The sequence below is a fragment of the Streptomyces sp. NPDC039609 genome, from assembly GCF_055596705.1.
Genome location: NZ_JBVIUJ010000013.1, coordinates 58,358 through 82,976 on the forward strand (window position 1 = coordinate 58,358; position 24,619 = coordinate 82,976).

22 protein-coding genes and 1 pseudogene are annotated in these 24,619 nt (G+C 72.4%); 11 read left to right on the plus strand and 12 right to left on the minus strand.

Features of this window, described 5'->3' with window-relative positions:
* Positions 1-22 precede the first annotated feature (22 nt).
* Both ACZ561_RS31885 and ACZ561_RS31890 read right to left on the minus strand, forming a co-directional pair.
* Positions 23-778 carry an ABC transporter permease gene (locus tag ACZ561_RS31885; protein WP_471001642.1) on the minus strand — a complete coding sequence of 252 codons (756 nt, stop codon included), beginning with the start codon at positions 776-778 and terminating at the stop codon, positions 23-25.
* Complete coding sequence (locus ACZ561_RS31890) at positions 771-1,736, minus strand: ATP-binding cassette domain-containing protein (protein ID WP_471001645.1); 966 nt, start codon at positions 1,734-1,736, stop codon at positions 771-773. The genes ACZ561_RS31885 and ACZ561_RS31890 overlap by 8 nt, the downstream gene beginning before the upstream one ends.
* 122 nt (positions 1,737-1,858) lie before the next feature.
* Here ACZ561_RS31890 and ACZ561_RS31895 point away from each other — a divergent pair, with 122 nt between their 5' ends.
* The 3 genes from ACZ561_RS31895 to ACZ561_RS31905 all read left to right on the plus strand — a co-directional run bounded on the left by ACZ561_RS31895 (position 1,859) and on the right by ACZ561_RS31905 (position 5,307).
* Positions 1,859-2,626: a TetR/AcrR family transcriptional regulator gene (locus ACZ561_RS31895; protein ID WP_471001648.1), complete on the plus strand. Its 768-nt coding sequence runs from the start codon at positions 1,859-1,861 to the stop codon at positions 2,624-2,626.
* Complete coding sequence (locus tag ACZ561_RS31900) at positions 2,623-3,252, plus strand: TetR/AcrR family transcriptional regulator (RefSeq protein ID WP_471001651.1); 630 nt, start codon at positions 2,623-2,625, stop codon at positions 3,250-3,252. The genes ACZ561_RS31895 and ACZ561_RS31900 overlap by 4 nt, the downstream gene beginning before the upstream one ends.
* A gap of 63 nt (positions 3,253-3,315) precedes the next feature.
* On the plus strand, positions 3,316-5,307 hold the full coding sequence (locus ACZ561_RS31905; protein WP_471001654.1) for a HelD family protein: 1,992 nt from the start codon (positions 3,316-3,318) through the stop codon (positions 5,305-5,307).
* 423 nt (positions 5,308-5,730) lie between these two features.
* Here the strand turns inward: ACZ561_RS31905 and ACZ561_RS31910 are convergent, their stop codons facing one another.
* Positions 5,731-6,615, minus strand: a complete 885-nt coding sequence (locus ACZ561_RS31910) for a LysR family transcriptional regulator (protein WP_471001656.1) — start codon at positions 6,613-6,615, stop codon at positions 5,731-5,733.
* Between the two features lie 90 nt (positions 6,616-6,705).
* On the opposite strand from ACZ561_RS31910, the pseudogene ACZ561_RS31915 reads away from it, so the two are divergent.
* Positions 6,706-7,473 (plus strand): annotated as a pseudogene (locus tag ACZ561_RS31915) (DMT family transporter); the annotation flags it as partial.
* Between the two features lie 55 nt (positions 7,474-7,528).
* Here the strand turns inward: ACZ561_RS31915 and ACZ561_RS31920 are convergent.
* The 5 genes from ACZ561_RS31920 to ACZ561_RS31940 form a co-directional block, all read right to left on the minus strand.
* A complete protein-coding gene (locus ACZ561_RS31920; protein WP_471001659.1) occupies positions 7,529-9,199 on the minus strand; it encodes an MFS transporter in 1,671 nt (556 codons plus the stop codon).
* A 112-nt stretch (positions 9,200-9,311) separates the two neighbouring features.
* Positions 9,312-9,797, minus strand: coding sequence for a MarR family winged helix-turn-helix transcriptional regulator (locus tag ACZ561_RS31925; RefSeq protein WP_471001662.1), 486 nt, complete (start codon positions 9,795-9,797; stop codon positions 9,312-9,314).
* Between the two features lie 109 nt (positions 9,798-9,906).
* Positions 9,907-10,515 (minus strand): isochorismatase family protein, encoded by a 609-nt coding sequence (locus ACZ561_RS31930; protein WP_471001665.1) that lies wholly within the window; start codon positions 10,513-10,515, stop codon positions 9,907-9,909.
* 343 nt (positions 10,516-10,858) lie between these two features.
* Positions 10,859-11,851 carry a GlxA family transcriptional regulator gene (locus ACZ561_RS31935; RefSeq protein ID WP_471001668.1) on the minus strand — a complete coding sequence of 331 codons (993 nt, stop codon included), beginning with the start codon at positions 11,849-11,851 and terminating at the stop codon, positions 10,859-10,861.
* A gap of 160 nt (positions 11,852-12,011) precedes the next feature.
* A complete protein-coding gene (locus tag ACZ561_RS31940; protein WP_471001671.1) occupies positions 12,012-12,464 on the minus strand; it encodes a hypothetical protein in 453 nt (150 codons plus the stop codon).
* 198 nt (positions 12,465-12,662) lie between these two features.
* Between ACZ561_RS31940 and ACZ561_RS31945 the strand changes: the two genes are divergently transcribed.
* The 4 genes from ACZ561_RS31945 (at position 12,663) to ACZ561_RS31960 (ending at position 15,121) form a co-directional block, all read left to right on the plus strand.
* Positions 12,663-13,457 (plus strand): SDR family NAD(P)-dependent oxidoreductase, encoded by a 795-nt coding sequence (locus ACZ561_RS31945; RefSeq protein ID WP_471001674.1) that lies wholly within the window; start codon positions 12,663-12,665, stop codon positions 13,455-13,457.
* A gap of 203 nt (positions 13,458-13,660) precedes the next feature.
* Positions 13,661-14,083, plus strand: coding sequence for a helix-turn-helix domain-containing protein (locus tag ACZ561_RS31950; protein ID WP_376433168.1), 423 nt, complete (start codon positions 13,661-13,663; stop codon positions 14,081-14,083).
* A 28-nt stretch (positions 14,084-14,111) separates the two neighbouring features.
* Entirely contained in the window at positions 14,112-14,681 is a 570-nt protein-coding gene (locus ACZ561_RS31955; protein ID WP_471001677.1) for a hypothetical protein, read from the plus strand.
* 95 nt (positions 14,682-14,776) lie between these two features.
* Positions 14,777-15,121 (plus strand): DUF2516 family protein, encoded by a 345-nt coding sequence (locus ACZ561_RS31960; protein WP_376433172.1) that lies wholly within the window; start codon positions 14,777-14,779, stop codon positions 15,119-15,121.
* 157 nt (positions 15,122-15,278) lie between these two features.
* On the opposite strand, the gene ACZ561_RS31965 is transcribed toward ACZ561_RS31960, so the two are convergent.
* From ACZ561_RS31965 to ACZ561_RS31975, 3 genes are all read right to left on the minus strand, one after another.
* Positions 15,279-16,547: a PP2C family protein-serine/threonine phosphatase gene (locus ACZ561_RS31965; protein WP_471001680.1), complete on the minus strand. Its 1,269-nt coding sequence runs from the start codon at positions 16,545-16,547 to the stop codon at positions 15,279-15,281.
* Positions 16,548-16,998: 451 nt separating this feature from the next.
* Entirely contained in the window at positions 16,999-18,075 is a 1,077-nt protein-coding gene (locus tag ACZ561_RS31970) for a C40 family peptidase (RefSeq protein ID WP_471001683.1), read from the minus strand.
* Positions 18,076-18,487: 412 nt separating this feature from the next.
* Positions 18,488-19,207 (minus strand): class I SAM-dependent methyltransferase, encoded by a 720-nt coding sequence (locus tag ACZ561_RS31975; RefSeq protein WP_471002072.1) that lies wholly within the window; start codon positions 19,205-19,207, stop codon positions 18,488-18,490.
* Between the two features lie 387 nt (positions 19,208-19,594).
* On the opposite strand from ACZ561_RS31975, the gene mshA reads away from it, so the two are divergent.
* From mshA to ACZ561_RS31990, 3 genes are all read left to right on the plus strand, one after another.
* Positions 19,595-20,938, plus strand: a complete 1,344-nt coding sequence (gene mshA, locus ACZ561_RS31980) for a D-inositol-3-phosphate glycosyltransferase (RefSeq protein ID WP_471001686.1) — start codon at positions 19,595-19,597, stop codon at positions 20,936-20,938.
* Positions 20,931-21,425, plus strand: a complete 495-nt coding sequence (locus ACZ561_RS31985) for a type III secretion system chaperone family protein (RefSeq protein ID WP_471001688.1) — start codon at positions 20,931-20,933, stop codon at positions 21,423-21,425. The genes mshA and ACZ561_RS31985 overlap by 8 nt, the downstream gene beginning before the upstream one ends.
* 133 nt (positions 21,426-21,558) lie before the next feature.
* Complete coding sequence (locus tag ACZ561_RS31990) at positions 21,559-23,187, plus strand: glycosyl hydrolase family 28-related protein (protein ID WP_471001691.1); 1,629 nt, start codon at positions 21,559-21,561, stop codon at positions 23,185-23,187.
* Here the strand turns inward: ACZ561_RS31990 and ACZ561_RS31995 are convergent.
* On the minus strand, positions 23,177-24,574 hold the full coding sequence (locus ACZ561_RS31995) for an MDR family MFS transporter (RefSeq protein WP_471001694.1): 1,398 nt from the start codon (positions 24,572-24,574) through the stop codon (positions 23,177-23,179). The genes ACZ561_RS31990 and ACZ561_RS31995 overlap by 11 nt on opposite strands.
* Positions 24,575-24,619 lie beyond the last annotated feature (45 nt).

The following is a 24,619-nucleotide window of genomic DNA, read 5'->3' on the forward strand; positions in this document are numbered from 1 at the left end:
TCGGTCTCCGGCCGGGCGGCGGTCATGCCGTCCGGCGTCGGAAGAGCGCTCCGGACGCGGCGACCGCGAAGGCGAGCAGGGCGGCGCACCAACCCAGCGCGATCCACGGGGTGTTGCCGACCGGCTGGTCGAGCAGCAGTCCGCGCAGCGACTCGATGACCGGGGTCACCGGCTGGTGTTCGGCGAAGCCGTGCAACCAGCCGGGCATGGTCTCGATCGGGACGAACGCGCTGCTCGGGTAGGGCAGGAACATCATGAAGAAGGTGACTCCGCCCGCCGCCTCGGGGGTGCGGGTGAGCAGCCCGACGGCCGCGGACAGCCAGGAGATCGCCGTGATGAAGGCGACGAGCAGGCCGATCGCGGCGAGCCAGCCGAGTGGTGTGGCCGAGGGGCGGAAGCCGATGGCGAAGGCGGCGCCGAGGACGAGCGCGGTGGCGATGAGGTTGCGGGCCACGCTGGCGCCGACATGGCCGGCGAGGATCGGCGTACCGCCGATGTCGAGCGAGCGGAACCGGTCGATGATGCCGCCCTTCATGTCCTCGCTGACGGCCACGGCGGTGCCGGCGGAACCGAAGCCGGAGCAGAGGATGAGGACGCCGGGCACGACGTACGTCACGTACTGGGTTCCGGTGTCGATGGCTCCGCCGAAGAAGTAGACGAAGATCAGCATCAGCATGATCGGCAGCATCATCGAGGTGATGACGGCGTCGATGTTGCGGCGGCTGATGCGGATGCCCCGGCCGGTCAGGGTGCCGGTCACCGTGAGGACGTCAGACATGGGCGGGCTCCTTGTCGGTCAGGGCGAGGAAGACGTCGTCGAGGGTCGCGGTGTGGAGCGAGAAGCGGACGATGTCCGTGCGGTCCGGGTCGAGCGCGTCGAGGAGGGTCCGTACCTGGGCGGCGCTGCCGTCGGTCGGGAGGGCCAGGGTGAGCGTGTCGGGGGAGTGGTGGCTGGGGGCGGGCGCGTCGGGGGAGTGGCGGCTCGCCAGGTCCGCGAGCCGGAGGTAGGTGTCGTGGTCGCGCAGGACGAGGTCGAGGCGGTGGCCGGCGACGCGTGACTTGAGTACGTCGGCGCTGCCCTCGGCGACGATCCGGCCGGAGTCCATGACGGCGATGCGGTCGGCGAGCCGGTCGGCCTCCTCCAGGTACTGGGTGGTGAGGAAGACGGTGGTCCCGCTGTCGGAGAGCTCCCGGACCACCTGCCAGAGCTCCTTGCGGCTGCGCGGGTCGAGGCCGGTGGTCGGTTCGTCGAGGAAGATCACCGCGGTGTCCTCGGAGTCGCGGACGAGCCCGGCCGCGAGGTCGAGGCGGCGCCGCATGCCTCCCGAGTACGTCCGGGCGAGGCGCCCGCCGGCGGCGGTGAGGCCGAAGCGCTCCAGGAGTTCGGCGGCGCGCCGGTCGGCGGCCGCGCGGGAGAGGCCCGAGAGGCGGGCCATCATGCGCAGGTTCTCGGCACCGGTCTGGGTCTCGTCGACAGCGGCGAACTGGCCGGTGAGGCTGATGGCGCGGCGGACCCGGGAGCGTCCGGTGACGATGTCGTGCCCCGCCACGCGCGCGTGCCCGGCGTCGGGTGCGGTGAGGGTGGCGAGGATGCGCACGGTGGTGGTCTTCCCGGCGCCGTTGGGGCCGAGCAGGGCGAAGACGGTGCCCTGTTCGACATCGAGGTCGAGGGAGTCGAGGACCGTGAGGTCTCCGTAGGCCTTGCGCAGGCCGGTGGCTTCGATGGCGGATGGCATGGCGGTTCCCCCTGGGATCGGTGGGGCGCAGGCCCCGATCAGTACTGCGTATGCCTTACGCGTTACTGTGTAAGGGTTACGCATTACTAGGATGGTCGTCAAGCGGATGAAGGGCGGCTGTGGTGGCGGACGACAAGGGCGAGGGCGGCGGGGGCTTCCTGCCCGCGAGCATCGAGGCCGCCTGGGGGCTGCGTGAGCGCCCCTCCAAGGGCCCCAAGCCCGGGCTCACCCTCGACCGGATCGTGGCCACGGCCACCGGCATCGCCGCGGCGGAAGGGCTCGACGCGGTCTCCATGGGGCGGATCGCCAAGGAGCTCGGCGTCTCGACCATGTCCCTCTACCGGTACGTCGGCGCCAAGAGCGAGCTGTACGTCCTGATGCAGGACGTGGCCACGGGTGCCCCGCCCGAGCCCCTTCCGGCCGGCACCGGCTGGCGTGAGGGGATCGAGCACTGGTCCTGGGCGATCCGCGAGGTCTACCACCGCAACCTCTGGATGCTCCGCGTCCCGCTCTCCGGCCCGCCGGCCACGCCGAACACGGTCGCCTGGTGGGAACGGGCGATGGAGGCCCTGGAGGGCACCGGCCTCGACGAGGGCGCCAAGATCTCGGTGATCATGCTGGTCGGCGGATTCGTGCGCAACGAGGCACTGATGATGGCCGACCTCGCCGCCGTCATCAGCGCGAGCGGGCAGGGTCCCGAGGAGGTGCTCGCCCGTTACGGCCACACCCTTCGGCGCCTCGCCGATCCGGCCCGCTATCCGGCGGTGGCGCGGATGCTCGACTCGGGCGTGATGGACGAGCCCGACGAGCCGGACTACGAGTTCCGCTTCGGTCTGGAGCGGATCCTCGACGGGGTCGCGCTGCTGGTGGAGAGGGAGGGCGGGAAGTGACCGGGCTTCGGGAGCGGAAGAAGGAGCGGACCCGGCAGGCCATCTCGGAGGCCGCCATCACGCTCTTCCTGGAGAAGGGCTTCGACGCCGTCTCGGTCGCCGAGGTCGCGGCCGCGGCCGAGGTCTCCAAGCCGACGCTCTTCCGGTACTTCCCGAGCAAGGAGGACCTCGCGCTCTACCGGTTCGCGGACCACGAGGACGAGGCGGCCCGGGTGGTGGCCGGGCGTGGCGAGGGGGTCGCGCCGCTCGACGCGCTGCGGGCGCACGTCCTCGCCGGTCTGGAGCGGCACGAGCCGGTGACCGGGCTCTGTGACCACCCGGCCGTCCTCGCCTTCCAGCGCCTGCTGTACGGCACTCCGGCGCTGGTCGCGCGGCTCCACGCGTACCAGAGCCGGTCGGAGGCGGCCCTCGCGGAAGCGCTCGACGGCGGTGGTCCCGGCGGCGGTGGTCCCGGCCTGGAGGCGCGGCTCGCGGCCGGTCAGATCGTGGCCGTCCTGCGGATCCTGGCGGAGGACAACGTGCGCCGGATCGCGGCGGGGGAGAGCGCGGACGCCGTGCATCCGGATGCGGTGGCGGCTGCCGAAGGGGCCTTCCGTGCGCTGCGGGACGGTCTCGCGTACGGGTGACCCTGCTACCTGTGACTCGATAAGAAATTTAACTCGGTAACGTTATTCGCCTAGGGTGGGCGCATGACGTCTCTCGACCATGAACTCCTCCAGGAACGGACCCACCACGACGCCTGCCACGCAGCCCTGGCCCGGATGGCCGAGGACGTGGCCGAACAGGTCGTCATCGGCGAGAACGCCGCCGCCTCCGGCGCCGACGCCGAGGCGCTCGGCTACCACCTGCGCACCCAGGCCAAGGAGTTCGGCGAGCAGCCGCCCGGCCCCCTCTTCTTCGGCCGCCTCGACCGCGAGGACGGCCAGACCCACCACATCGGCCGCCGCCGGATCGCCGAGCACCCGGCCGCCCCGCCGCTCGTCGTCGACTGGCGCGCCCCCGTCTCCCGCGCCTACTACCAGGCCGGATCCCACGACCCGCAGGGCCTGGTCCGGAGGCGCCGGTTCGGCTGGGCCCCGTACAGCCTGGGCGACTCGGCCGATCTGACCGGCCTGGAGGACGAGTACCTCGCCGCCGGCGAGGATCCGGGACTCAGCCCCCTGGTGTCCGGGGAGATCGAGCGGCCCCGCGTCGGTCCGATGCGGGACATCGCCGCCACCATCCAGCCCGAACAGGACGATCTCGTACGGTCCGAGCCCACCGCCTCCGTGTGCGTGCAGGGCGCGCCGGGCACCGGCAAGACCGCCGTCGGCCTGCACCGGGCCGCGTACCTCCTCTACACCCACCCACAGCGCGTCCGCCGCTCCGGCCTCCTCGTCCTCGGCCCCAACCGCACGTTCCTCTCCTACATCTCCGAGGTGCTGCCCGCCCTCGGCGAGACCGGGATCCGGCAGTCGACCGTCGACGAGGAGATCGCCCTCCACGAAGTGCGTGCGACGGACGGCGAGACGGCGGCGCGGGTCAAGCACGACCTCCGCATGGCCGGGGTGCTGCGCCGGGCCCTGTACGCGCGCGTGGCCGTCCCCGAAGGGGAGCTGACCCTCGCCGACGGCCCGCTCCGGCTGCGCATCGGGCCGGAGGAGCTCGCGGAGATCGTCACGGCGGTACGGGAGGAGGCCCCGCCCTACGCCACCGGCCGCGAACGCGTCCGCGCCCGGGTCGTGCGCGTCCTCCAGCTCGCGGCGGAACGGCGCGCCGGCCCCCTGGGCAATACCTGGGTGAGGAGGATCGAACGGGCCCGGCCGGTCTCGGCGTTCGTGGACGCCTGCTGGCCGAGGACGACACCCCAGGAGGTGCTCACCGAGGTCCTGACCGATCCGCGCGACGAGGCGCTGTCCGAGCCCGAACGGGACGCGATCCGCTGGACGAAACCGCCCCGCTCCCCCCGCTCGGCGAAGTGGAGCGCCGCCGACCTCGTCCTGCTCGACGAAGTGGCCGGGCTGATCGCCCGCCCCGAGGGCTACGGCCATGTCGTCGTCGACGAGGCCCAGGACCTGTCCCCGATGCAGTGTCGGGCGGTCGCCCGCCGCGCGGTCTTCGGTTCGCTGACCGTGCTCGGCGACCTGGCTCAGGGGACCACCCCGTGGGCGGCGCGCGACTGGCGCGAGCAACTGGCCCATCTGGGCAAGCCGGAGGCCGAGATCGTGCCGCTGACCACCGGCTATCGGGTCCCGGCCGCGATCGTCGAGCTCGCCAACCGGCTGCTGCCGGAGTTGGGGACGGACGTGCCGGCCGGGCGGTCGCTGCGCGCGGACGGGGAGGTGACGGTCGCCCGGGTCGCGGACGTGGCCGCGGGCGTCGTCGGCGCGGTCCGCGCGGCGCTGGCGAAGGAGGGCTCGGTGGGCGTGATCGCGGCGGAGGACCAGGTCGGGCCGCTGGCGCGGGCGTTGGAGGGGGTGCTGGAGGGGGCCGGGGGCTCGCGGCTGTCCGTGCTGCCGGCGACGACGGCGAAGGGGCTCGAGTACGACCACGTCGTCGTCGCCGAGCCCGCCGCGATCGTGGCGGCCGAGGAGCGGGGCCTGCACCGGCTCTATGTCGTGCTCACCCGGGCCGTCTCCCGGCTGGACATCGTCCACGGCGAGCCGCTGCCCGCCTGCCTGGCGGGGGCTCAGGCTCTCTGAGGTGCGGTGACCGGGCGGTCACGTCTCCTGAAGGGCCGTCACCGGGCCGATCGGTCGCTCGGGGAGTGCTGCGGTGGGGTCGATCGGTCGCTCGGGAGGGCGTCATCGGGCCGATCGGTCGCTTGGGGAGTGCTGCGGTTGGGTCGATCGGTCGCTCGGGAGGGCGTCATCGGGCCGATCGGTCGCTCGGGGGGTGCTGCGGTTGGGTGGATCGGTCGCTCGGGGGGCCGTCACCGGGCCGATCGGTCGCTTGGGGAGTGCTGCGGTTGGGTCGATCGGTCGCTCGGGGGGCCGTCACCGGGCCGATCGGTCGCTCGGGGGGTGCTGCGGTTGGGTGGATCGGTCGCTCGGGGAGTGCTGCCGTCGGTCGATCGGTCGCTTCGGAGCGCCGTCGTCGGGCCGGTGAGTCGCTCCGGAGCGCCGTCACCGGCCGGGTCGGTCGCTCCGAAGCGCTGCCAGGAGATCGCGTACCGCAGGCAGGGCCAGGGAGGATTCCCGTACCGCCGCGTGGATCGAGCGGACCGGCTCCGGGCCGCGCACCCGGCGGACGACCACCTGCGGATGGCGGCTGCCCAGGCCCAGCAGGGGCACCAGGCTGATGCCGAGACCGGCCGCGACGAAGCCCTGCGCGGTGGCGTACTCCTCGCACTCCACCGCGATGTCCGGGGTGAACCCGGCCGCCGCGCACGCCGCCAGGACGGCGTCGAGGCACGGGCCCGGCCGCTCGCTGCCGACCCAGGGCTCGTCGGCGAGCTCCGCCAGCTCGACGGTCCGGCGGTCGGCGAGCGGGTGGCCCTTGGGCAGCACGACGCGGTACGGATCGTCGAGGAGATGGACGAGCCCGACCCCCTCGCCGGCCGTGCCCCGGGGCCGTACGGCGAGGGTGAGGTCCGCCTGCTCCTCCTCGTCCGTCGCGGACTCGCCGACCAGCCGCAAGTCGACCCGCACACCCGGGTGTTCGTCCCGGAACCGGGCCAGGGCGGGGGCGACGAGATCGGCGCCCGCCGTGGCGAAGTAGCGCACCACGATCTGCCCGGTGCGGCCTGCCCGCAGATCGGCGAGGGCCGTCTCCGCCTCCGCGACCTGCCGGCCGATCACGGCCGCGTGCTCGGTGAGCAGCCGCCCCGCCGCGGTCGGGCGGACTCCCCGGCCGAAGCGTTCGAGCAGGGCGATGCCGGCCTCCTTCTCCAGGACCGCGATCTGCTGGCTCACGGCGGAGGGGGTGTAGCCGAGGTTCGCCGCGGCGGCGGTGACGGAACCGCTGGACACCACCGCCCGAAGCACCTGCATACGTCTCACATCCAGCATGTAGCACAGCTTAACGCTGGATGCATGATTCTTCGCTTGTCCTGTCGAGTCGTGGCGAGGACCGTGGAGGCCATGACATCGGCGATACGGATGGCAGTCCTGGCCCTGCTCTGGGGCTCCGGCTTCCTGTGGATCAAACTGGCCCTCGACCACGGCCTCACCCCGGGGTGGATCACCTTCGTACGGTGTCTGCTCGGCGCGGGCGTGCTCCTCGCCCTCGCGTACGCGGCGCGGCAGCGGCTGCCCCGGGACCGGGGGACCTGGGGGCGGCTTGTCGTCGCGGCCTTCTTCTGCAACGCCCTGCCGTTCTTCCTGTTCGGCGTGGGCGAGCAGACCGTGGACAGCGGTACCGCGGGCGTCCTCAACGCCACCACCCCACTGTGGTCCCTGCTCATCGGCCTGGCTCTCGGTACGGAGCGCCCGCTGTCCGCGGCGCGGGTCTGCGGTCTGGTCCTCGGCTTCGGCGGTGTGCTGCTGATCTTCGCCCCGTGGAGCGGCGACGGCGGTCTGATGAGCCTCGGCGCGCTCGCCCTGCTCGCGGCCTCGGCGAGTTACGCGGTGGCCTTCGCGTACATGGCCCGCCGGCTCACCGACCGGGGCACCGCGCCGCTGGCGCTCTCCGCCGCGCAGCTGCTGACGGCGACGGCGTTGAGCGTGCCCGCCCTGGCCTCCGGTGGCGAGGCCCGGTTGACGTGGACGGGGGTGCTCGCGGTCGTCGTCCTGGGGATCTTCGCCACCGGTCTCACCTTCCACCTCAACTACCGGATGATCGCGGACGAGGGCCCGACGAGCGCCGCGACCGTCGGCTATCTGCTGCCGGTGGTGTCGGTGACGCTCGGGGCCCTCGTGCTCGACGAACCGCTGACGGTACGGGTGGTGGCCGGGATGGCGGTCGTGCTGGCGGGGGTGGCCCTCACGAGGCGGGCTCTGCGACCCGCTCCCGCGTCTCCCGCTCCCGCGTCTCCCGCTCCCGCGTCTCCCGCTCCCGCGTCTCCCGCTCCCGCGTCTTCGGCTCCTGCGTCTTCGGCTCCTGCGTCTTCGGCTCCTGCGTCTTCGGCTCCTGCGTCTCCGGCTCCCGCGTCTCACGCTCCCGCGTCTTCGGCTCCCGCGTCTCCGGTTCCTGGGCCCGCGTCTCCCGGCTCTTCGTCTCTCCGCGGTTCGGCTGCCGCAGGACGGTGAGCGCGACCGCGAAGGCGGCGAGGACGAGGGCGGCACCGACCCCGAAGGCCAGGTGGTAGCCGCTGGTCAGGGCCTCGGCGGCGGGGCGGCCCGCCGCGGTGAGGGACTCGGTGCGGGAGGCGGCCAGGGTGGAGAGCACCGCGATGCCGAGCGCCATGCCGATCTGCTGGGTGGTGTTGAACAGGCCGGAGGCGAGGCCCGCGTCCTCCTCCTTCGCGCCCGACATGCCGAGCGAGGTGAGGGCGGGGAACGCGAGGCCGAAGCCGGCGGCCAGCAGCATCACGGGCAGCAGGTCGGTGACGTACGAGGCGTTCACGGGCACCCGGGTCAGCAGTCCGAGGACGCCGACGAGGAGGGCGAGGCCGGTGAGCAGGATGGTGCGCTCGCCGAAGCGGGCGATCAGCCGGGCGGAGACGCCGAGGGACACGGCGCCGATGACGGCCGCGGCCGGCAGCATCGCGAGACCGGTCTTGGCCGCGCCGTAACCGAGGACCTTCTGCATGTAGAGCGCGACGAGGATCTGGAAGGAGAAGAGCGCGGCGACCATCAGCATCTGGACCAGGTTGGCGCCCGAGACGCTGCGTGAGCGGAAGATCCGCAGTGGCAGCAGGGGGTTCGCGGTCCTGGTCTGGCGGACGAGGAAGCCGCCGAGGAGGGCGAGGGAGAAGGCACCCAGGCCGAGGGTGTGGGCCGAAGCGGCGCCGTACTCCTCGATCTTGACGACCGCGTAGATCCCGAGCATCAGGCCGGTGGTGACGAGCAGCGCGCCGGGGACGTCCGCGCCGCTTCCGGCCTTCACGCCGGGCCCGCGGTCGCCCGGTAGCGCGGGGAGGGCGACGAGAAGCGCCGCGATGCCGATGGGGAGGTTGATGAAGAAGATCCAGTTCCAGGTGAGCGCCTCGGTGAGGACGCCGCCGAGGACCTGGCCGATCGAGGCTCCCGCCGCGCCGGTGAAGCTGAACACGGCGATGGCCTTGGCCCGTTCGCGCGGCGCGGTGAAGAGCGTGACGAGGATGCCGAGGCTGACGGCGGAGGCCATCGCGCTGCCGACGCCCTGGAGGAAACGGGCTGCGATGAGGACGCCGGGGGAGGTGGCGACGCCGGCGAGGAGTGAGGCGGCGGTGAACAGTCCCGTACCCGCGAGGAACATCCGCTTGCGGCCGATCAGGTCGCCCAGGCGGCCGGCGAGCAGGAGCAGCGAGCCGAAGGCGATGAGGTAGGCGTTGACGACCCAGCTGAGTCCGACCGGGGTGAAGCCGAGGTCGCTCTGGATGGCCGGCATGGCGACGGTGACGATGCTGCCGTCGAGGATCGTCATCAGCATCCCCGTGGCCAGGACGCCGAGGGCGAGCCAGCGGGAGCGCGAGGGGACGGCTGTCGCCGCGGGGGCTGAGGTGGCAGGCATGGCGGTCTCTCCTGTCGTCGGGTCCAACAGGAGAGACCGTAGCAGATAGTTTTGTTGCAGACTATCTTCTACGGATCGAGAGTCGGGTGGTCGCTGTTCCGGCTGGTGTCCGCTACCCCTTCTGGCGCGCCCGACGGGCCGGCCTGGAGCTCTCGGCGGGTGTTGCCAGATGCCCTGTGACCAGGCGGTTCAGTGCTCGTAGTAGCACCTCGCGCTCGTCGTCGGGCAGGGAGGTGAGGGCGCTCTCGTGCACCCCGTCGACGATCTTCTGACTCTTCGCGGCGACTTTCGCCCCTTCCTCGGTCACCGCGATGATCCGTGCCCGCCGGTCGGTGCTGGACGGCCTGCGCTCGGCCAGCCCGGCCTTCTCCAGCGCGTCGACGGTCACCACCATCGTGGTCTTGTCCATGTCGCCGATCTCGGCGAGCTGCGCCTGTGTCCGCTCCTCCTCGAGGGCGTGGACGAGGACGCAGTGCATCCGGGGGGTAAGCCCGATCTCCCCGAGCTCCGCGCTCATCTGCGTACGCAGGACGTGGCTGGTGTGGTCGAGGAGGAAGGAGAGGTCGGGTTCGGTGCGGGTGGGCGCCATGGCGGTCATGGTCGCCAGGGTAGCGAAGGTCGATCCGTAGCGGATTATCGGAAAAGGGACGACCCTCGCGTCGAGGCGAGTGCGCGCTCCGTGGAGGTGCTCCCTGCTGCGCTCCGCGTCACGCTGCGCCGGTGAGGTGGTCGACGGTGGGTGCCACGAGGCCGAAGAGGTCGGCGATGGTGGTCAGGCTGCTCGTCTGGAGCGTGGCGGCGGGCACCGTGCCGCCGTCGGGCGCGGGCAGGGAGCGGGTGGCGGTCGCCTCGGCGACGACGGTGGGCCGGTAGCCGAGGTTGAAGGCGCCCTGTGCGGTGAAGGTGACGCACATGTGGGTCATGAACCCGGCGAGGACCAGGTCGGGTCCGGCGCCCAGGTCACGCAGCGTCTTCTCCAGGTCGGTGGCGTGGAAGGCGTTGGGGACCTGCTTGACGACGACGGCCTCGCCCTCGGCCGGCGCCACCTCGGGGCTGATCGCGCCGATCTCGGCACGGATGTCGTACGGGGTGCCCTCGCCGCCGTCGTTGACGACGTGGACCACCGGCGTGCCCGCCGAGCGGGCGGCGGCGAGCAGGCGGGCCCCTGCGGCCAGGGCGGGCTCGGCGCCTTCGAGGGCCATGACGCCGGAGCGGTAGGTGTTCTGGAAGTCGATCATGATCAGGGTGGTGTCGCCGAGGCGGGGCAGCGTGTTGTCGAGGCCGATCACGCTGCGGAGGGTCGCGGAGGCGTTCATGGAGGAGAGGTTCCTTTCGGGAGGGAATCAGGCGTGGCGGCATGGCGAGGCCGCGGTCGCGGCGGCTCGCCGGTTCGGAAGAGGTTTGGGTCGGGAAGTGGTGTGGGTCAGGAGGTGGTGCGGGTCGGGGAGCGGTGCGGTCCGGAAGTGGTGCGGGTCGGGAAGTGGTGCGGAAGCGGCGGTGGTGCGGGTCAGGCAGTGGTGCGGTCCGGAAGTGGTGCGGGTCGGGAAGTGGTGCGGAAGCGGCGGTGGTGCGGGTCGGGAAGTGGTGCGGAAGCGGCGGTGGTGCGGGTCGGGAAGTGGTGCGGAAGCGGCGGCGGCGCGGGTCGGGAAGTGGTGCGGGTCAGGCAGTGGTGCGGAAGCGGCGGCGGTAGGCGGCCGGGGTGGTGCTGATCTGCTTGCGGAACGCGCGATGCAGCGTCTCCACCGAGCCCATCCCGACCGCCGACGCGATCTGTTCCAGCTGCTGGTCGGTGGTCTCCAGCAGGCGCCGGGCCGCCTCGACCCGGGCCGCTTCCACGTAGGAGGCAGGGCTGGTGCCCGTCTCCTGGCGGAAGACGCGGGCGAAGTGACGCTCGCTCAGGCACATGCGCTCGGCCAGTGCGGGCGCCGACAGATCGCCGTCGAGGTGCTCAGTGATGAACACGCGCAGCTCGTCGATGTCCCTGCGGGCCGCCACCGGTCGGCTCAGCGGCACGCTGAACTGGCTCTGGCCGCCCTGCCGCCTGAGGTACATCACCAGCTGTCGGGCCACGGCCAGCGCCAACTCCTCGCCGTGGTCCTCGGCGACCAGGGCGAGCGCCAGGTCCATGCAGGTGCTGATGCCCGCCCCGGTCCACACCCGGCCGGAGCGGACGAAGATCGGATCGGCGTCGACCCTCACCCGCGGGTGCTCGGCGGCGAGTTGTGCCGCGGTCGACCAGTGCGTGGTCGCCCGCCGCCCGTCGAGCAGCCCGGCGGCCGCGAGCAGATGCGCACCCACGCACACCGAGGCGATGCGCCGTGCGTGCGGAGCGGTGGCCTTCACCCACTCCACGACGGTGTCGTCGACCCGGGCCACCGGACCGTCCGGGCCCAGGTCCACCGCACCGGGCACCAGCAGCGTGTCCACCGCGGCCCCCACCTCGGCGAAGGTCAGGTCCGGCACCAGGCGCACCCCGGCCGAGGTGACGACCGGTTCGGCGCCGGGACCCGCCAGCCGGACCGCGTAACCCGCCCGGCCGCCGGTCTCCCGGTTGGCCAGGGCGAAGACCTCGGCCGGGCCGGTGACGTCGAGCAGGTCGACGTCGGGGAAGACCGCGATGACGACGCGGTGTGCGGGGGATGCGGGGGACATGCGTCCATCGTGGCGAGGCCGCCCGATGACCGCAATGACGGCTCTCTGTCACATCCGGCCATCGCCTTGGCCTTCGCCGTCGCCTTCGCCCCGTCGTGGCGGCAGGGGTTCGAGGAGGAGCCGGCGTGGCCGCGTGGGCCCATGTCTCCGCGAAGGACCGTCAGTTGGCCGGAGGCGCGGGCGGCGGAGGCGGCGGGAAGGGCGGCGGGGGTGGAATCCGCGGTCCGGGCGGAGCCGCGACGGGCGGTGGCGGGGGCGGCGCCGACCAGGGGCGGCCGGGCTGCCGGGGCCGGGTCTGCGAGGGCGCCGAGGGCGGCGGGGGAGGCGTGGCACATGGCGGGGGCGGAGGCGGCTCGACCGCCGGCAGCAGCGGACCGCCGGCGCGCAGCCGGGCGACGGTCAGTTCGGCGCGGCGGCGTGCGCGCGGGTCCTCGTCACGTGCGTGGTCGAGTCGGACGCGGCCGTAGCCGAGGTTGTGGACGGCGAGCGGCCGGTAGCCGAGCGCGTGGGCGATCTCCTCGATCCGGCGCCTTCTCGAGGCCGTGACATCGCCCAGGATCAACTCGACGCGGGCACGACCGTCGAAACGCGCGCGTACCTCGTCGTCGTCCATCGGGCCCATTCTCGGGAAGTTCGGCGGCGGCCACCGCTCCACGCCTTGATCGTCGCACGTCTTCCGGAGGCGTCCGTTTTCCGGGGCCGTCCGAAGGGCGGGAGGGGGGAAGTCCCGTTGCGGCGGGCGCGGACCGGGTAGGGGAACTGATCACGACCCCCGCACACCCGCACGAGAGCTGTAAGGACAGGTCTGCTCATGCGCATCGATCTGACAGGACGTACCGCGCTGGTCACCGGCTCCACCCAGGGCATCGGCGCCGCCATCGCCACCGGCCTGGCCCGGGCCGGGGCGCGGGTCGGAGTCAACGGCCGGACGGAGGAACGGGTGGAGAGGACCGTCGCCGACATCCGTCGTGACGCGCCCGGCGCGGAGCCCGTCGCGGTCGTCGCCGACATCACCACCGAGGAGGGCGCGCGCCACGCGGCCGACGCGCTGCCCCAGGTGGACATCCTGGTGAACAGCCTCGGCATCTTCGGCCCCGCCGACCCGCTGGAGATCAGCGACGACGAATGGCGCCGCTACTTCGAGGTGAACGTGCTGGCCGCGGTGCGGCTGATCCGTCAGTACCTGCCCGGTATGAGCGAGCGCGGATGGGGCCGGATCCAGAACATCGCCAGCGACTCGGCGGTGGTCGTCCCGGCCGAGATGATCCACTACGGCATGTCCAAGACGGCGCTGCTGTCCGTCACGCGCGGCTTCGCCAAGCAGGCGGCCGGCACCGGGGTCACGGTCAACTCGGTGATCGCCGGGCCCACCCACACCGGTGGCGTGGAGGAGTTCGTGTACGAGCTGGTCGACCGCGACCTGCCGTGGGACGCGGCGCAGCGCGCGTTCATGCGCGAGTACCGCCCGCAGTCGCTGATCCAGCGCCTGATCGAACCTGAGGAGATCGCCAACATGGTGGTCTACCTCGCCTCCGACCAGGCTTCCGCCACCACCGGTGGTGCGTTGCGGGTGGACGGCGGGTACGTGGACTCGATCCTCCCGTAGGCGGCCCACCTGCGGCCGACAGCCCGCGAGCGGTGGATCAGGGCGGCGGGGCTCCCCCGCCCGCCTCGGGCCGGAAGGCGGCGACCCATGCGTCGAACGCGTCCCGGGGCTCCTGGGGCGGCTGTGTCCGTGACGCCGGTGAGCCGCGACACTCTTGCAAGCAGGTGCTTGCAATAGTTAGCAGGCGATGGCATCGTCGGGGCATGGCATCACTCAACGTCGGCAATCTTGGCGAGTACCTCCGCGAGCAGCGGCGCACCGCGCAGCTCTCGTTGCGGCAGCTCGCGGAGGCCGCCGGGGTGTCCAATCCGTATCTGAGTCAGATCGAGCGGGGACTGCGCAAGCCCAGTGCCGAGGTGCTCCAGCAGGTCGCCAAGGCGCTGCGGATCTCCGCCGAGACTCTCTACGTGCGGGCCGGGATTCTCGACGAGAAGGAACGGGACGAGCTGGAGACGCGCGCCGTCATCCTCGCCGATCCCTCGATCAACGAGCGGCAGAAGCAGGTACTGCTCCAGATCTACGACTCCTTCCGCAAGGAGAACGCCGCCGAGAACGCTGCTGAGAGCGCCGCCGAGACCGTCGACGGTGACGACGCCGCTCCCGATGCCGAACGAACCGTGAGCTAGTACGTACACATCCGGGAGGACCACACCCATGGCCATCATCGAAGAACTGCGTACCCCCCTCTACTTCGCCGCCGGCACCGCCGACCTCGCCGTCCAGCAGGCCAAGAAGGTCCCGGGGCTGATCGAGCAGATCGCCGCCGAGGCGCCCGCGCGGATCGACGCCGTGCGCAAGACCGACCCCAAGGCCGTGCAGGACAAGGTGGCCGACCGGGCCAAGGAGGCCCAGGCCACCGTGCAGTCGAAGTTCGCCGAGGTCGTCGGCAGCCTCGACACCGACCTGAAGAAGCTCGGCGAGACCGCCCAGGACCTGGCCCTTCGGGGCGTCGGCGTCGCCGCCGAGTACGCGGTCAAGGCGCGCGAGAAGTACGAGGAGGTCGCCGCGCACGGCGAGGAGGCCGTGAGGGCGTGGCGCGGTGAGATGGCCGAGGAGATCACCGAGATCGCTGTCGTCGTCGAGCCCGAGCCGGAGGCCAAGCCGGCGGCCAAGGCCGAGACCAAGGCGGAGGAGCCTGCTGCCAAGGCCGAGGCGCCCAAGTCCACCCGCAAGACCACCGCCCGCAAGCCGGTCGCCAAGAAGACCGTCGCCGCCGAGAAGTAAGGCGGGGCGGGGCGGGGCACCAATCAGGGTGCCCGGTGCGTTGTACCGGGTACCTTGGCCGCGAGGCGCTCACTTCACCGACTAGGCGGTTAGACATGTTGCGCGACGGATTCGACCTCGGTCTCTCACTGGTGACCGACCTGGTCTTCCTCGGCTTCGCCCTCGTCTCGTTCGTCTTCGCCGCCATGGCACGCGAGGACGCGTATCGCGCGGCCGACAAGCAGACCAAGAAGTTCTGGCTGATCATCCTCAGCATCAACCTCGTCCTGAACCTGGTTCTGGGCATGCTCTTCCTGCAGATCGCAGGCCTCATCGCCGCCATCGTCTTCATGGTCGACGTCCGGCCCGCGATCAAGCAGATCTCCGGCGGAGGTGGAGGCGGCCGGCGCGGCGGCTCCAGCAGCGACGGGCCGTACGGGCCCTACAACGGCGGCCGGTAGAGACACAGGCCGGTAGGAGTCACAGGCCGGTAGAGACACAGGCCGGTAGGAGCCACAGGCTGGTGGAGACACGGGCCCGGTGGAGCCGCGGGGCGGCCCGTGGCGGCACAGGCCGGTGGAGCTGGAGGACGCGCGAGCGGACCCAAGGGCCCGGGGGTCATCCCCGGGCCCTCTCCAGTGCCAGGACCGCGACGTCGTCCGTCAGCTCCCCGCCGTTCAGCGCGCGCACCTCGGTCACCGCCGCCTCCAGGAGCTCCTCGCCCCGCAGGCCCTCCGCCAGCTGCCGGTTGATCATCTCGACCATCCCGTCCTGGCCGAGCCGCGGCGAACCCGGGCCCGCCGAGCGGCCCTCGATCAGGCCGTCGGTGTACATCAGCAGGCTCCACGCCCCACCCAGCTCCACCTGGCGCCGCGGCCAGCGGGCGCGCGGCAGCAGTCCGAGGGCCGGGCCGCCGTCCTCGTACGGCAGCAGCCGTGCCGCCTTGCCCTGCCGGGCGATCAGCGGGGAGGGGTGTCCGGCCAGGCACAGGCCCGCGCGGCGCCCGTCCGGGGCGATGTCGACCGTGCAGAGCGTCGCGAAGATCTCCTCGCTCTCCCGCTCGTGCTCCAGGACCTGCTGCATCGTCGAGAGCAGCTCGTCCCCGCACAGGCCGGCGAAGGTCAGCGCCCGCCACGCGATACGCAGCTCCACGCCGAGCGCGGCCTCGTCCGGGCCGTGCCCGCAGACGTCGCCGATCATGGCGTGGACCGTGCCGTCGGGGGTCCGGACGGTGTCGTAGAAGTCCCCGCCGAGCAGGGCGCGCGAGCGACCGGGCCGGTAGCGGGCCGCGAAGCGCAGCTCGGAGCCCTCCAGGAGAGGGGTGGGGAGCAGCCCGCGCTCAAGGCGTGCGTTCTCCTGGGCCCGCAGCCGCGACTCGGTCAGCTTCACCTGCACCGCGTCGGCCCGCTTGCGCTCGACCGCGTACCGGATGGCCCGGCTCAGCAGCCGGCCGTCGAGCTCCTCGCGGAAGAGGTGGTCCTGGGCCCCGACCCGTACGGCCTCCGCCGCCAGCGCCGCGTCGGCCGAGGCCGCGAGGGCCAGGACGGCGTGGCGCGGCGCGAGCCGCAGGACGTGCCGCAGGGGCGCCAGGGGGTCGTCACCGGCCGCGCGGGGGCCGGGCAGGGCCAGGTCGACCAGGACGCAGTGCACGTCGTCGGTGAGCAGCCGCTCGGCCTCGGTGAGGTTGCGGGCGGTGCGGATACGGACGCGGGTCCCGTCGGCGTCGAGCAGTTCGGGTACGGCAAGGGCACCCGCCGGGTCGTCCTCGACGACCAGGAGGGTGAGATCGGTGCCGGTCGCGGCCGTGGCGGCCGGGGCGGCCGCGGCAGCGGTGACAGCGCCTGCCGCAGCAGAGTCGTTTCTCTGTCGCGGTACGGGTACGGGCATCGGTCTTGAATCCTTCCCTCCCCCCGAGGGCGGCAGGGCGACGAACGACGTCCCGCCTGACCGGGACCATAGCGGTACCCCGGCGGGCAGCGGAATGGCGATCACGCCACGAGGACCGACAAGCCCTTGGCATATGCCGCGCATGGGGAGGTTGTTGCCTTCGAGGCCATGATGAACATCACGCCCGGGGAGGGTGGGACCGCGCCCGTCGAGGGTGCGGAACGTCTCACTCCGGGCGGTCCCGCTTCGGAACACCGCATTACGGGTGGTCTCGCTCCGGAACGTCCCACTCCGGGCGGCGGGCTTCCTTCGGAACGTCCCACTCCGGGCGGCGGATCTGCTCCGGAACGTCCCACTCCGGGCGGCGGATCCGCTCGGGAACGTCTCGCTCCGGGCGGCGGATCTGCTCGGGAACGTCTCGCTCCGGGCGGCGGATCTGCTCCGGTACAGCTCACTCCGGGCGGACGACTCCCAGGATCTCCATCGAGCCCGCCCCCGCGAGCGTCACGTTCCGCCCCGGCCTCGGGGCGTGCACGATCGCGCCGTTGCCGACGTACATCCCGATGTGGCTCGCGTCCTTGTAGTAGACGATCAGGTCGCCGGGCCGCATGTCCTTGATGTCCACGCGCGGCAGCAGCCGCCACTGCTCCTGCGAGGTGCGCGGGATGGCCCGGCCGGCCACCCCCCAGGCCCGCTGGGTCAGCCCCGAGCAGTCGAACGAACCCGGGCCCTCCGCACCCCAGACGTACGGCTTGCCGATCTGCGCCGTCGCGTACTCCACCGCCTGCTTGCCCTGCGGAGTCGCCTTGGCGCTCAGGCCCTTGAGGACGCCGGTGCTCAACCAGGCGGTCTGCGCCTTGTACTGCTCCTGCTCCTCGAGCCGCAGCAGTCGCGCCCGCTCCTCGGCGGCCAGCTCGGACTCCAGCTTCTTGGCCGCGGCGATCTTGTCGTCGATGTCCTTCTTCGCCTCGGCCTGCTTCACGCGGTTGGCCTCGAGCTTGGTCCAGTTGATGCCCGCCTCCTTGGCGTAGACATCCAACTGGGCCTGTGTCCTGGTCATTTCGCCGAGCAGGTCCTTGGTGGCCTTCTGGCCCTGCTGGAGCCGGCCCGCGTTGTCGAGGAAGAGCTGCGGATCGTCGGTCAGGACGAACTGGGCGCCCTCCGGCAGTCCGCCGTTGCGGTACTGGGCGCGGGCCGCCGCACCCGCCTGCGCCTTGAGCGCGTCGATCTTCTCGCGGCCGGCCACGATCATCTTGGCCAGTTCCACGATCTCGGCGGACTGCTCCTTGGCCTTCTCCTCGGCGAGGTTGTACGCGTCGGTGGCGGCGGCGGCCTGCCGGTACAGACCGTCGATCTCCTTGCGTACCTCTTCGAGGGTCTTCTTCGGCGGCGCGGGTGGCAGCGGCGCCGAGGGTGCCGCGGGCGGTCGCGGGGCGGCGGAGGCCTGAAGGGTCAGCGCGGGAGAGGCCAGCACCGTCAGGGCACAGACCACGGTGATCGCGGCGGTGGCGCAGCGGCGTCGGTTCACAAGCTCCCCCTCGGACGGTCCTGATGTGTCCCGGATCTGATTTACCGTCAGTAACTTCGCAGTGACCTTGGCGATGGTGCCATGCGAAACGTGAAAGCAACAGGGGATACCGGTCCCTGTCGGGTCACTGTCCCCCACAGGGGACGAGTGATGTGGGAGTTGCGTTCCCGACGTCCCGTGAATTCACCGGCAGTTGGTGTGCGGGTCGTCCCCGGGGTGGTGCAGGGACGGTCCCAGGGGCGGTGCGCGGGTGGTCCCGGGGGTGATGCCGGGAGTGCAGGGACGGTCCTCGGTACGCGCGCGGGCCGTCCCGGGGCTGCGATGCGCGGGGCTGCCCTGGGTTGCGATGCGCGGGGCTGCCCCTGGGTTGCGATGCGCGCGCCGTCCCGGGGCGCAGGGCGAAGACGGTCTCTCAGCGAGGCGCCAGCGCCTCCCAGCGCACGGTCACCTCGCCCTGCCGCCACCGCCGGTGTCCGTCCGTCAGCGGCCAGTCCGCCGCCAGATCGCGTACGGTCCGGATCCAGCGCTGCCGCGCGCCGAGCGAGGCGTACGGAGCGGCCGCAGCCCACGCCCGGTCGAAGTCCCGGAGGAACGCGTGGACCGGCTCGCCCGGCACATTGCGGTGGATGAGTGCCTTCGGCAGCCGCTCCGCGAGGTCGGAGGGCCGCTCCAGCGAGCCGAGCCGGGTCGCGAAGGTCACCGTCAGCGGCCCGCTCCGGTCGAGCGCCACCCACACATGGCGCCGCCCGATCTCGTCGCAGGTCCCCTCCACCAGCAGCCCCCCGGGGGCGAGCCGGGCGCACAGCCGCGCCCACACCGCGGCGACCTCGCCCTCGTCGTACTGGCGCAGCACGTTCGCGGCCCGGATCAGCGCGACCTCGCCCGGCACCGGGACCTCGAAGCCGCCGTGCACGAAGGTGAGGCCCTCGCGCTCGTAGGGCTCGGCGGCGGCGACCCTGGCCGGCTCGATCTCGATTCCGACGACCTCGGTGCGCGGGTCGGCGGTGCGCAGGCGGGTGAGCAGCTCGACGGCGGTCCAGGGGGCGGCCCCGTAGCCCAGGTCGACGGCGACGGGCGGCTCGGCGGACCGGCGCAGGGCGGGTCCGTGGACGGCGGCGATCCAGCGGTCCATGCGGCGCAGCCGGTTGGGGTTGGTGGTCCCGCGGGTCGCCGTGCCGACGGGACGGGCCGGGGCGGGCGAGGCGACATGGGGGTGTCCCCAGGCGGAGCTCTGGGGGCGGGTCGTGCGCGGGGGCATGGAACGAGCGTAAGCGGTGCGCCACGCCGTGCCGTCACGGCAATGAATTGGCAAAACGGAAATGGATGGTGCCATTCCGGTGTTGTGCGGCTTGGAGGGCGCTGTGCGCCGTCCGTTTCGCCGTGCCCGCAGTCCCCGCAGTCCCCGCAGTCCCGCAGTCCCGTACTCCCGCAGTACCCCGCAGTACCCCGCAGTACCCCGCAGTTCCCGCAATCCCCCGCAGTGCCCGCTACGCCCCCACTCAGCGGAAGGACCGTCGACGTGAGCCAGTACGTGTCCCGGCTCGCCGGCTCCCTGGCGACGCCGCCCCGGCTCCGGCTCCCCGGACGCCCCCGGACCCCGCGCCGGGTGGCCATGCTCAGCGTCCACACCTCGCCCCTCCACCAGCCGGGTACCGGCGACGCCGGCGGCATGAACGTCTACATCGTGGAGCTGGCCAAGCGGCTGGCCGCGATCAACATCGAGGTCGAGATCTTCACCAGGGCCACGACCGGCGGTCTCGCCCCGGTCGTCGAGCTCGCGCCGGGCGTCCTGGTCCGGCACGTGGACGCCGGTCCGTACGAGGGGCTGGCCAAGGAGGAGCTCCCGGCCCAGCTCTGCGCCTTCACGCACGGTGTGATGCAGGCGTGGGCGGGCCACCGCCCCGGCCACTACGACCTGGTCCACTCCCACTACTGGCTCTCCGGCCACGTCGGTTGGCTGGCCGCCGAGCGGTGGGGCGTCCCGCTCGTGCACGCGATGCACACCATGGCCAAGGTCAAGAACGCGGCCCTCGCCGCGGGCGACACCCCCGAGCCCGCGGCCCGGGTGATCGGCGAGACCCAGATCGTCCGCGCCGCCGACCGGCTGATCGCCAACACCGCGGAGGAGGCCGACGAGCTCGTCCGCTTCTACGAGGCGGAGCCGGGGAAGGTCGCGGTCGTGCATCCGGGGGTCAACCTCGACCACTTCCGCCCGGCCGACGGCCGGGCGGCCGCGCGGGCCCGCCTCGGGCTGCCCGCCGACGCCTTCATCCCCGTCTTCGCGGGCCGCATCCAGCCGCTGAAGGCGCCCGACATCCTGCTGCGGGCGGCGGCCCGGCTCCTGGAGGAGGACCCGTCGCTGCGTTCGCGGATGCTCGTGCCGGTCGTCGGCGGGCCGAGCGGCAGCGGTCTCGCCAAGCCGGAGGGGCTGCAGAAGCTCGCCGCGCGTCTGGGCATCGCGGACGTCGTCCGCTTCCACCCGCCGGTCGGCCAGGACCGCCTCGCGGACTGGTTCCGGGCGGCGTCGGTGCTGGTCATGCCCTCGTACAGCGAGTCCTTCGGGCTCGTCGCCATAGAGGCGCAGGCGGCCGGTACTCCGGTCGTCGCGGCCGCGGTCGGCGGGCTCCCGGTGGCGGTAAGGGACGGCGTCACCGGCTTCCTCGTCCCGGGGCACGACCCGGCCGACTACGCCCGGGCGCTCGGCCGGTTCGTGGCCGACCCGGCACTGTCCGCCCGGATGGGCGCGGCGGCGGCCCGGCACGCGGGGTCCTTCGGCTGGGACACGGCGGCCTCCGGAACGGCGGACGTGTACACGGCGGCGATGCACGATCATCGCCGTCGCGTACGCTCGCACCATGGCTGAGGACGTGCGGCGGGTCATCGAGGACACCTTCAAGGACGCCGAACTGGAGTGGGAGTCACCCGAGCCGGGCTCGTACGTGGTGAAGCTCCCCGGTACGCGCAAGTTGTTCACGACGCTCTCGCTGCGTGTCGGCCGCCACTCCCTCTCGCTGAACGCCTTCGTCATCCGCCACCCCGACGAGAACGAGGCGGGCGTGCACCGCTGGCTCCTGGAGCGCAATCTCAAGCTGTACGGCGTGAGTTACGCGGTCGACGGCCTCGGCGACATCTACCTGGCCGGCAAGCTCCCGCTCGCCGCCGTCACGCCGGACGAGCTGGACCGGCTCCTCGGCTCCGTCCTCGAAGCGGCGGACGGCTCCTTCAACACCCTTCTGGAGCTGGGTTTCGCGAGCGCGATCCGGCGCGAGTACGAGTGGCGGGTCTCGCGCGGCGAGTCGACCCGGAACCTCGACGCGTTCACGAATCTGACCCAGAAGCCCTCGAACTGACGGCTGTTCCCTCGGTGTGCCCATCGGCGCACGCCCGTAGGCGCACGACCCCTTCCGCACCCTGCCCTGGCCGTGCCATGCTCGCCGCCGTCGCACATCTGAATGTCGTTCACATCCGTGAAAGGCGGGGCTCATGGGAATCAACAGAAGGCAGTTCGTGGGCGGTGCGGTGGCGGTGGGAGTGGCCGCCACGACCGGCTTCCGGCCGACGGGAACCTCCCCCCTCTGGGAGGAGTACGCGCGCTCCCCGTACACCCACCCCCAGATCCCCTACGTCGGCCGCGCCGGCGCCCGCCGCGGCGCCACCCGGCCGCCGGTCGTCGCCGACGTCCTCTCCTACGGCGCCACCCCCGACGGCTCCACCGATTCCGCGGCCGCCATCAACCGGGCCCTCGCCGAGGCGGGGGAGCGCGGCGGTGGCACGGTGCTCGTCCCGCCCGGCACGTACCGCATCGACGACTTCATCCGCGTGGCCCACAGCGGTGTGGTGCTGCGCGGCGCCGGATCCGCCCGTACGAAACTCCTCGCGACGAAGCACCTCACCGAACTCGTCGGCCCCTACGGCTCGCGCTACGGCGGCGACAAGTCCTCCTGGTCCTGGGCCGGCGGCCTCATCTGGCTCGCCCCGCACGCCCGGCACGCCTCCCTCGTCGCCGCGATCCGCGCCCGGGCCTGGCCCTTCGAGGGCTGGACCGGCAACCAGCGCGACGAGTGGCGGACCCTGACCACCGTCCGCCCCGCCCGGCGCGGCGACTGGTCCGTGACCGTCGACGACCCGTCAGTCCTCCGGCGGGGACAGCTGGTTCTGCTCCGCCTCGCCGACGACGCGGGCCACACGCTCCTGGAGCACATGGCGGGCGGGGGCGCGGGCCCCGAGGCGTACTCCTGGGACGACAAGACCAAACTGACCTCGTACGTGCCGTACGAGTGGCCGGTCCGGGTGATGTCCGTACAGGGCCGGAAGGCGACGCTGGAACGCCCCCTCCCGCTGGACGTCCGCCCGGAGTGGGACCCGCGGCTGACCACCCTCGCCGAGCCGCTCACCGACGCGGGCGTCGAGGGGCTGACCCTGGAAGCCGTCGAGACCCCGCAGTCCCCGCACCTCCTCGACAAGGGCTACAACGGCGTCACCTTCCAGTGCGCGTACGACTGCTGGGCCGAAGACGTCGTCGTACGCCATGTCGACAACGGCTTCGGGCTGGTCGCCGCCTCCGCCTGCACACTGCGGCGCACCCGGGTCGAGGGGCGGGGCTCCCATCACCCGTACTTCTGCCGGGAAGGGGCCCACGACAACCTCGTCGAGGACTTCCGTATCGCGGCCCGTACGGTCCCCGCCCCGGCGGGCACCCAGCTCCACGGCATCAACGTGGAGGGGCTGTCCAGCTACAACGTCTGGTCGCGCGGGGTGATGGAGATGGGCACCTTCGACACCCACCGGGGGATGCCGTTCGCCAACGTACGGACGGAGATCACGGTCGAGAACAACGGCCGGCACGGCGGGGACGCCTCGGCCGGGCCGCTGTACGGCGCCCGCTTCACCCACTGGAACGTGACCGTGACGAACGGTCGGGCGGGCCTCGTCAAGATCGACACGATCGCCCCGTACAGCGCGACGGTCGGTATCAGCGAAGTGCGCGAGTTCGACCAGATCGACGTACCGGACTTCGCGGGCGAGCTCCACGCGCGCGTGGAGGCGTACGGGGCTCCGGGGGCGGTCCGCCCCCGGAACCTGTACGAGGCGCAGCGGATGCTCAGGCGTTGAGGGCGCCGCTGTCGGTCTTCTCCGCGAGGGCGAGTGACTCGGACTGGTCGGCCTTGGTGGGGGCGACGGGCTCGTCGGCCTTGGCGAGGGCGACGGGCTCGTCGGCCTTGGCGAGGGCGCCGAGCTCGTCGGTCCTCGTCGTCGTCTCGGCCTTCACCGGGGCGGGTGCGGGCTCCTCGTCCAGGGCCTTGCGGAGCCGCGTGGCGTAGCCGATGGCGGCGATGCAGCCGATGACGCCGCAGGCCACCCACAGGGTGTCGGTGCCCGGGCCGTCCACGACCCAGCCCGCGAGGATCGGGGCGAGGAAGCCGGACAGGGCCCAGGACATGCCCATGACGCCCTGGTAGCGGCCCCGCGCGTGCTCGGGGGCGAGCTTGGCGGTGGCGGCGGCGTTGGTGGGGACGTGGACCATCTCGCCGATGGTCCACACGACCACGGTGGCGGCGAACACCAGCGGTGTGCCGGCCAGCGCGGTCGCGCCCGTGCCGAGCGCGAAGAGCAGCGAGGAGACGGTGAGCAGCATCGCCGGCGAGCGCTTGTCGGTGACCCTGTTGACCAGCAGCTGGAAGCCGACGATCACGACGCCGTTGGTGGCGATGACCAGGCCGTACGCGCCGGGGTTCAGGCCGGCTTCCGCCACCGTGAGGGGCAGACCGACCCAGGGGGCGGTGAAGACGAGGCAGACGAGGAGGTTGAGGAGGACGAGGGTGCGGAAGGGTGCGTCGCGCAGGACGTCGAGGACGCTGACGCGGTCCTTCTCCACGACCTCGCCGGCGGGGTCGCGGCGGGCCTCCGGGCGGGTCTCGGGCAGCCGCAGGAAGACGATCAGGGCGCAGAGGGTGGTGGCCACGGCCTCGACGAGGAAGAGAGTGCGGTAGCCGAGGAAGATCGCGGCGCCACCACCGAAGGCGGCGACGGCGAAGCCGAGGTTGAGAGCCCAGTAGTTGAGGGCGAAGGCCCGGCGGCGGTCGTGCTCGGGGACCATGTCGGCGATGGTGGCCTGGATGGAGGGGCGCACGGCCTGCATCGAGACGCCCATCAGCAGCACGACGGCGGCGACGCCCCAGGCGGTGGTGACCAGGGAGAGGGCGGCGGCGCAGGAGGCCGTCACCAGGTGCATGGTGACCATGGTCGGACGGCGGCCCCACTTGTCGGCGAGCGTCCCGCCGAGCGGGGATCCGGCGACACCGCCGAGACCGTGGAGGGCGACGACGAGGCCGGCGAACCAGGCCGAGTGCCCCAGCTCCTGGGTCAGGTACAGCGACAGGAAGGTGAGGACGAAGGCGCCGGTGCGATTGACCAGTGTGGAGAGCCAGAGCCACCAGAAGCCGCCGGGAAGACCGGAGACGGTCGCGCGAGCTGATCGTCTGAGCGAGTCGATGGACATGTGTGGCCGGCCCCCGTGTGTGTAAGTCCCTCTAGCGGCCCTCGT

Coding starts and splice junctions, on each gene's coding strand:
- ACZ561_RS31955 (WP_471001677.1), top strand. CDS start 14,112: ATGGCCATCATCGAAGAACTGCGTACCCCCCTCTACTTCGCCGCCGGC.
- ACZ561_RS31930 (WP_471001665.1), bottom strand. CDS start 10,515: ATGAACGCCTCCGCGACCCTCCGCAGCGTGATCGGCCTCGACAACACG.
- ACZ561_RS31940 (WP_471001671.1), bottom strand. CDS start 12,464: ATGGACGACGACGAGGTACGCGCGCGTTTCGACGGTCGTGCCCGCGTC.
- ACZ561_RS31885 (WP_471001642.1), bottom strand. CDS start 778: ATGTCTGACGTCCTCACGGTGACCGGCACCCTGACCGGCCGGGGCATC.
- ACZ561_RS31985 (WP_471001688.1), top strand. CDS start 20,931: ATGGCTGAGGACGTGCGGCGGGTCATCGAGGACACCTTCAAGGACGCC.
- ACZ561_RS31975 (WP_471002072.1), bottom strand. CDS start 19,207: ATGGACCGCTGGATCGCCGCCGTCCACGGACCCGCCCTGCGCCGGTCC.
- ACZ561_RS31905 (WP_471001654.1), top strand. CDS start 3,316: ATGACGTCTCTCGACCATGAACTCCTCCAGGAACGGACCCACCACGAC.
- ACZ561_RS31990 (WP_471001691.1), top strand. CDS start 21,559: ATGGGAATCAACAGAAGGCAGTTCGTGGGCGGTGCGGTGGCGGTGGGA.
- ACZ561_RS31950 (WP_376433168.1), top strand. CDS start 13,661: ATGGCATCACTCAACGTCGGCAATCTTGGCGAGTACCTCCGCGAGCAG.
- ACZ561_RS31925 (WP_471001662.1), bottom strand. CDS start 9,797: ATGACCGCCATGGCGCCCACCCGCACCGAACCCGACCTCTCCTTCCTC.
- ACZ561_RS31920 (WP_471001659.1), bottom strand. CDS start 9,199: ATGCCTGCCACCTCAGCCCCCGCGGCGACAGCCGTCCCCTCGCGCTCC.
- ACZ561_RS31960 (WP_376433172.1), top strand. CDS start 14,777: ATGTTGCGCGACGGATTCGACCTCGGTCTCTCACTGGTGACCGACCTG.
- ACZ561_RS31965 (WP_471001680.1), bottom strand. CDS start 16,547: ATGCCCGTACCCGTACCGCGACAGAGAAACGACTCTGCTGCGGCAGGC.
- ACZ561_RS31890 (WP_471001645.1), bottom strand. CDS start 1,736: ATGCCATCCGCCATCGAAGCCACCGGCCTGCGCAAGGCCTACGGAGAC.
- ACZ561_RS31945 (WP_471001674.1), top strand. CDS start 12,663: ATGCGCATCGATCTGACAGGACGTACCGCGCTGGTCACCGGCTCCACC.
- ACZ561_RS31995 (WP_471001694.1), bottom strand. CDS start 24,574: ATGTCCATCGACTCGCTCAGACGATCAGCTCGCGCGACCGTCTCCGGT.
- ACZ561_RS31910 (WP_471001656.1), bottom strand. CDS start 6,615: ATGCTGGATGTGAGACGTATGCAGGTGCTTCGGGCGGTGGTGTCCAGC.
- ACZ561_RS31935 (WP_471001668.1), bottom strand. CDS start 11,851: ATGTCCCCCGCATCCCCCGCACACCGCGTCGTCATCGCGGTCTTCCCC.